Raw genomic sequence first — 4716 nt, 5'->3', positions numbered from 1 at the left:
ATCAAGACTGTCCGATGCATGCCGAGGATTGTGCCGTTCGTTGCGACGCTGCCCGTGCATCCACGAGAAGAAAAAGCACCGGATTTGCGCAAACACAAACAAAAACGCCCGACAGGCGCCGGGCGTTTTTGAGCGTTTGGGGTGGCTGATGGGACTCGAACCCACGACGACCAGAATCACAATCTGGGACTCTACCAACTGAGCTACAGCCACCGGAGAATCAAAATTATATATCGGAGCTCAGCTGCCCTCGGCCTCTTTCGACGGCTCCGGGACCAGAATCTTGACGCCAAACGCCGCCTTGAGCGACGAAAGGTAAGCCTGGACTTCCGCGCCGGTCCACGCCTCTGCCCAGGCCTGTCGGCTCTTTTGGCGCATCGCTTCCGGTACTTCCGTCGCTGGCAAGACGGATTTCACGCGCACCACCACATAACCCTGCGCTCCAAGGTCGACGCCCACCAGCGCAGGCAAATTCGAGCGTGGCGCACGCAAAACCGCGTCGATGACCGCACCCGGCAAGCCAGCGGTTTGATCACGGCCGACGGTCAACCGCTCAGGGAGAACGGCCGAAGCCGGCGTGCTCTTCCACTCGCGCAAACGTTTTTCGCCCTCCGCCTTGGCCAGGGCGACGCTGCGCTCTTCGAGCCAAAGCTCTTTCACCTGGTCGCGAACTTCGGCATACGGTCGCGTGTGTGCCGGTTCATGGCGCAACACCCGCCCTGCAACCAGACGGTTCGGCCCCAATTCGATCGCCTCGGTGTTGCGCTTTTTCTCGATGGACTCAGCGCTGAACAGGGCGGCCAAGAACTTCGGATCCGCCAGCACACCGGCCTCGCCCGGTTTGGGCTTGCGCTCCACGCCCTGAGCGACTTCGAGCCGAAGCTTGAACCGTTCGGCAACCGGCTTGAGACTCTCCGATTGTTCGTAGACGGCGTTGGAAAAACTCTCCGCCAACTCCGCGAATCGACGCTGCGCGAGGGTTTTCTTCAGTTCGTCGACGATTTGCGCCCGAACCTCCGCGAGGGATTTTTGCTGTCCCCCACGAACATCGGTCACGGTGATGATGTGATAGCCAAATTCCGTCTCGACCACATCGCTGATCTCGCCCTTCTTAAGCGAGAACACGGCGTCCTCGAAGGGTTTGACCATGGCGCCGCGGGCGAAGAAACCCAGATCACCCCCATTCGCGGCCGAACCCGGATCCTGCGAAACCTGACGGGCAAGCTCCGCAAAACGCGCGGGATTCTGGCGCAGCTGCTCGCGAATTTCGTTCGCTTTGGCCTTGGCCTGCTCTCGAGCCGCCGCGCCCGCCCCTGAATCGACAGCGATCAGGATGTGGCTGGCCCTGCGTTCTTCCGGTGTGGCATACCGCGCCGCGTTCTGCCGGTAGTAGTCCTCGACCTCAGCGTCGCTCACCGAAACGCTTTGCCGAACGGTGTCGACATCCAACACGACATACTCCACGTCGATACGCTCCGGCGCCTGAAATCGCTGCGGATGGGCCTCGAAGTACGCCTTCAACTCATCCTCGGTGGGCTTGAGGCCATCGCGGAAACTCTTCGGTGCAAATCGTGCCAGCTCGATTTCTCGGCGCTCGAACAAGGCCGCCAGCGCGACGTCCGCCAGCTGGGGAACCATCAATTGGCTCTCGCTCACGGCCCGAACCACCTGTTGGGCCGAAAGTTCGGCACGAACCTGCGCCTCGAACACCTCGGGCGTCAAGCCTTGCGATGCCAACAACTGCCGGTAGCGATCGACATCGAGCTTGCCATCCGGCCCGCGCAGGCCCGCAATCACCGGATTGCTCTGCAGCTCCAGGGCCAGCTTGGCGTCGCCCACCGATAGATGCCAGCGACGTGCAGCCGCTTCGAGCAAACGGTCCTGGACCAGGCGCTCGAGGGTGGCGTAACGAGCTCGAGGCGACTCGAGCAAGCCAAGGTCGAGGTTCGGCATCGCTTGACGCGCCCGATCCACCTCGAGCTTGTGCGCCTGATCCCATTGCGCCTGCGTGATTTCCACGTCGCCAACCCGCGCCACCACCGGCGACTTCTCCCGGAAACGGTTGTATCCATCGAGCCCGAACAGCACGAACGAAGGAACGATCAGCAGAAACAGCAGGAACTGCATGATCCTTTTGTGCTTGCGGACAAAATCAAACATGAATCAAACTTTCCTGGACAGAAAAAAAGAGGCGAACGGTCCGTTCGCCTCAGTTGAAATGGTGGGTGCTGAGGGGTTCGAACCCCCGACCTACGCCTTGTAAGGGCGCCGCTCTACCAACTGAGCTAAGCACCCCATGCCCGAGCCGACGCAGCCGTCGCCCGACGGTGGATCAGTTGACCGCGTCGCGCAATGCCTTGCCAGCCCGGAACTTGGGAACCTTTGCAGCTTTGATTTTAATGGACGCTCCGGTACGGGGATTGCGGCCGCTTCGCGCCGCACGCTTCGTCACCGCGAAAGTACCAAAACCGACCAGCGAAACCGATCCGCCCTTCTTCAGCGTGGTCTTGACCGCACCGAACATCGCTTCCAGCGCGCGGGCGGCGGCCGCCTTGGAAATATCCGCCTGGGTCGCGATGTGCTCAATCAATTCCGACTTGTTCACCGAATGCCCCTCTTTCATTGGTTTTCGAACGGCTATCCCGCCGCGGCGGGTAGCGCCCCACAAAAAAGCCACGCGAAGCGTGGACCTGCCTGTCTGGGCCCGAGGACTGGGTTCAGCCCCGGTAGCCGATGCGGATTAGATTCGCTGCACCCAGGGGTGTCAATCGCCGGGCAGGCCGTTGCTACAACTGCTCACAAACCCTGTGCTCCAGATCAGCACGAACCCCGCCGGCGCCAACACCGACCAACGCGCAGAGGGCGCCACCGATCTATGGCAACGCTGAACAAGTTCCCGCGATGGCGCGCGCCCGGCCGCGGGATGGGATGCGAGGCGCAAACCGCAGCCATAGCCAAAGCTATGGCGAGGATTTGCAACGACGCAGACCGCCCGTAGCCGGGATGCGCGACGCGCGAGGGACTTGTTCAGCGTTGCCCTATTTCGCCCGAGCCCGAATCTCGGGGACCGCGCGCCTCAAGTAGTAAACCATCGACCAAACGGTCAAAACCGCGGCCACCCAGATCAGCCCATGTCCCCAACGCCGGGTGTCGATCGAGCCGAAGAGCGTGGCGTCGAAAAGCAAGAACGGAATGGCCACCATCTGGAACGTCGTCTTCAGCTTCCCGAGCATGTGCACAGCCACGCTGCGCGAAGCGCCGATCTGAGCCATCCACTCCCGCAACGACGAAATCGCGATTTCGCGGCCGATGATGATGAGCGCCACGAAGACGTCGACCCGCTGCAGATGAACCAGCACCAACAAGGACGCCGAAACCAGAAATTTGTCCGCCACCGGATCGAGAAACGCACCGAAGGCCGACGCCTGGTTGAGCCTGCGCGCAAGATAGCCATCGAGCCAATCGGTCAGCGCAAAGACCACGAACAAAAGCGTTGCAATCTGGTTGGCCCGCTCCATTTCGACCGGCAGGTAGTAGGCCCCCACGATCAGCGGAATCGCCACGATACGGGTCCAGGTCAGCAGCGTCGGAACGGTCAGGAACATGTTGGCATTTTGGCACGAGCCCAGCGCGTCGGAATGGCTTCAGTGAAACGCGCGATGGATGGTTTCGGCGAGCGACCGGGATATCCCCTCGACCCGCATCAAGTCCTCGACACTGGCCTCCGAGACGCCCCGAACCCCGCCAAACTGCTGCAGCAGCCGAGCGCGGCGCTTGGGACCGATGCCTGGGATTTCTTCGAGCGCCCCTCCGCCGAAGCGCGTCTTCGCGCGCTGCGCACGCATTCCAGTGATCGCGAATCGGTGAGCCTCATCGCGGATTTGCGCCACCAGCATCAAGGCGGCGGAGTCGGGACGCAAGCTGCGCTTCTCCCGCCCATCCGCGAAAACCAACTCCTCGAGTCCGACCTTGCGCCCCTCGCCTTTTTCGACCCCAACGATCAAGCGCTCGCTCAAGCCCAAGGAGCGGAACACTTCGGCAGCCGCATGAACCTGCCCAACCCCGCCATCCACCAGAACGACCGAGGGGAGCCTCCGGCCACGGGCATCCCCTCCTCGCGCCGATGCCTCTTCCCCAGTGCTGACCGCCGCCTCCGAAGGCTCGACTGCGGCCAGCGGGCCGTAACGACGTCGAAGCGCCTGTCGCATCGCCGCGTAATCATCCCCCGGGGTGATGCCTTCGATTCGAAAGCGCCGATATTTGGAGGGCTGCATTTGGTGGTGGTCGTAAACCACGCAGGAGGCATGCGTCGCCTCGCCCGAGGAATGCGAAATATCGAAACACTCGATCACGACCTCATCCAGGTCCTCGACATCCAAGCCCAAAACCTCCGCCAGCGCCTCGGTCCTCGCACGCTGCGAGCCTTGTTCACTCAGAACCCGTGCGAGCTGAATCTCGGCGTTCTTTTCAGCCATTTCCAGCCACACACGATGCACCCCCCGGGGACTGTCCGTGATCTTTAAGCGCCCTACCCCCTCCTGGACGAGCAGTTGCTGCAGCTCAGGCTCGACGGCCTGACTGACAATCAACAAGGGCGGCAGGGGCGCCCCGAGGTAATGCTGCGCCAGAAAGGCGTGGAGTACCCGCTGCTCCAGCGAGGCCGGAGCCGAAGCACCTTCGTGCGCCTCGTTCACGTCGCCCACAGCCGCAGACGGT

4 protein-coding genes and 2 tRNA genes are annotated in these 4716 nt (G+C 62.2%); all 6 read right to left on the bottom strand.

Going from position 1 to position 4716, the window contains the following annotated elements:
* Positions 1 to 137: 137 nt before the first annotated feature.
* Positions 138 to 213 (bottom strand) — tRNA-His (locus JHC36_RS01355).
* Positions 214 to 240: 27 nt separating this feature from the next.
* On the bottom strand, positions 241 to 2160 hold the full coding sequence (locus JHC36_RS01350) for a SurA N-terminal domain-containing protein (RefSeq protein ID WP_287914902.1): 1920 nt from the start codon (positions 2158 to 2160) through the stop codon (positions 241 to 243).
* Positions 2161 to 2219: 59 nt separating this feature from the next.
* A tRNA-Val gene (locus JHC36_RS01345) sits at positions 2220 to 2295 on the bottom strand.
* Positions 2296 to 2332: 37 nt separating this feature from the next.
* Entirely contained in the window at positions 2333 to 2605 is a 273-nt protein-coding gene (locus JHC36_RS01340) for an HU family DNA-binding protein (RefSeq protein ID WP_124223784.1), read from the bottom strand.
* A gap of 433 nt (positions 2606 to 3038) precedes the next feature.
* Positions 3039 to 3605, bottom strand: coding sequence for a CDP-diacylglycerol--glycerol-3-phosphate 3-phosphatidyltransferase (gene pgsA, locus JHC36_RS01335; RefSeq protein WP_124223695.1), 567 nt, complete (start codon positions 3603 to 3605; stop codon positions 3039 to 3041).
* A 39-nt stretch (positions 3606 to 3644) separates the two neighbouring features.
* The coding region (locus JHC36_RS01330; protein ID WP_287914893.1) for a helix-hairpin-helix domain-containing protein at positions 3645 to 4716 on the bottom strand (1072 nt) is incomplete at its 5' end.

Origin of the sequence: Tibeticola sp. (assembly GCF_022759015.1) — a bacterium.
In the GTDB taxonomy this organism is placed as follows: domain Bacteria; phylum Pseudomonadota; class Gammaproteobacteria; order Burkholderiales; family Burkholderiaceae_C; genus Tibeticola; species Tibeticola sediminis.
The sequence above is the reverse complement of the archived record's forward strand: the minus strand, read 5'-3'. Positions and strand labels throughout refer to the sequence as shown.

What these genes read in the sequence shown, in the direction of transcription:
- JHC36_RS01350 (WP_287914902.1), bottom strand. Translation starts at nt 2,160, where the DNA reads ATGTTTGATTTTGTCCGCAAGCACAAAAGGATCATGCAGTTCCTGCTG.
- pgsA (WP_124223695.1), bottom strand. Translation starts at nt 3,605, where the DNA reads ATGTTCCTGACCGTTCCGACGCTGCTGACCTGGACCCGTATCGTGGCG.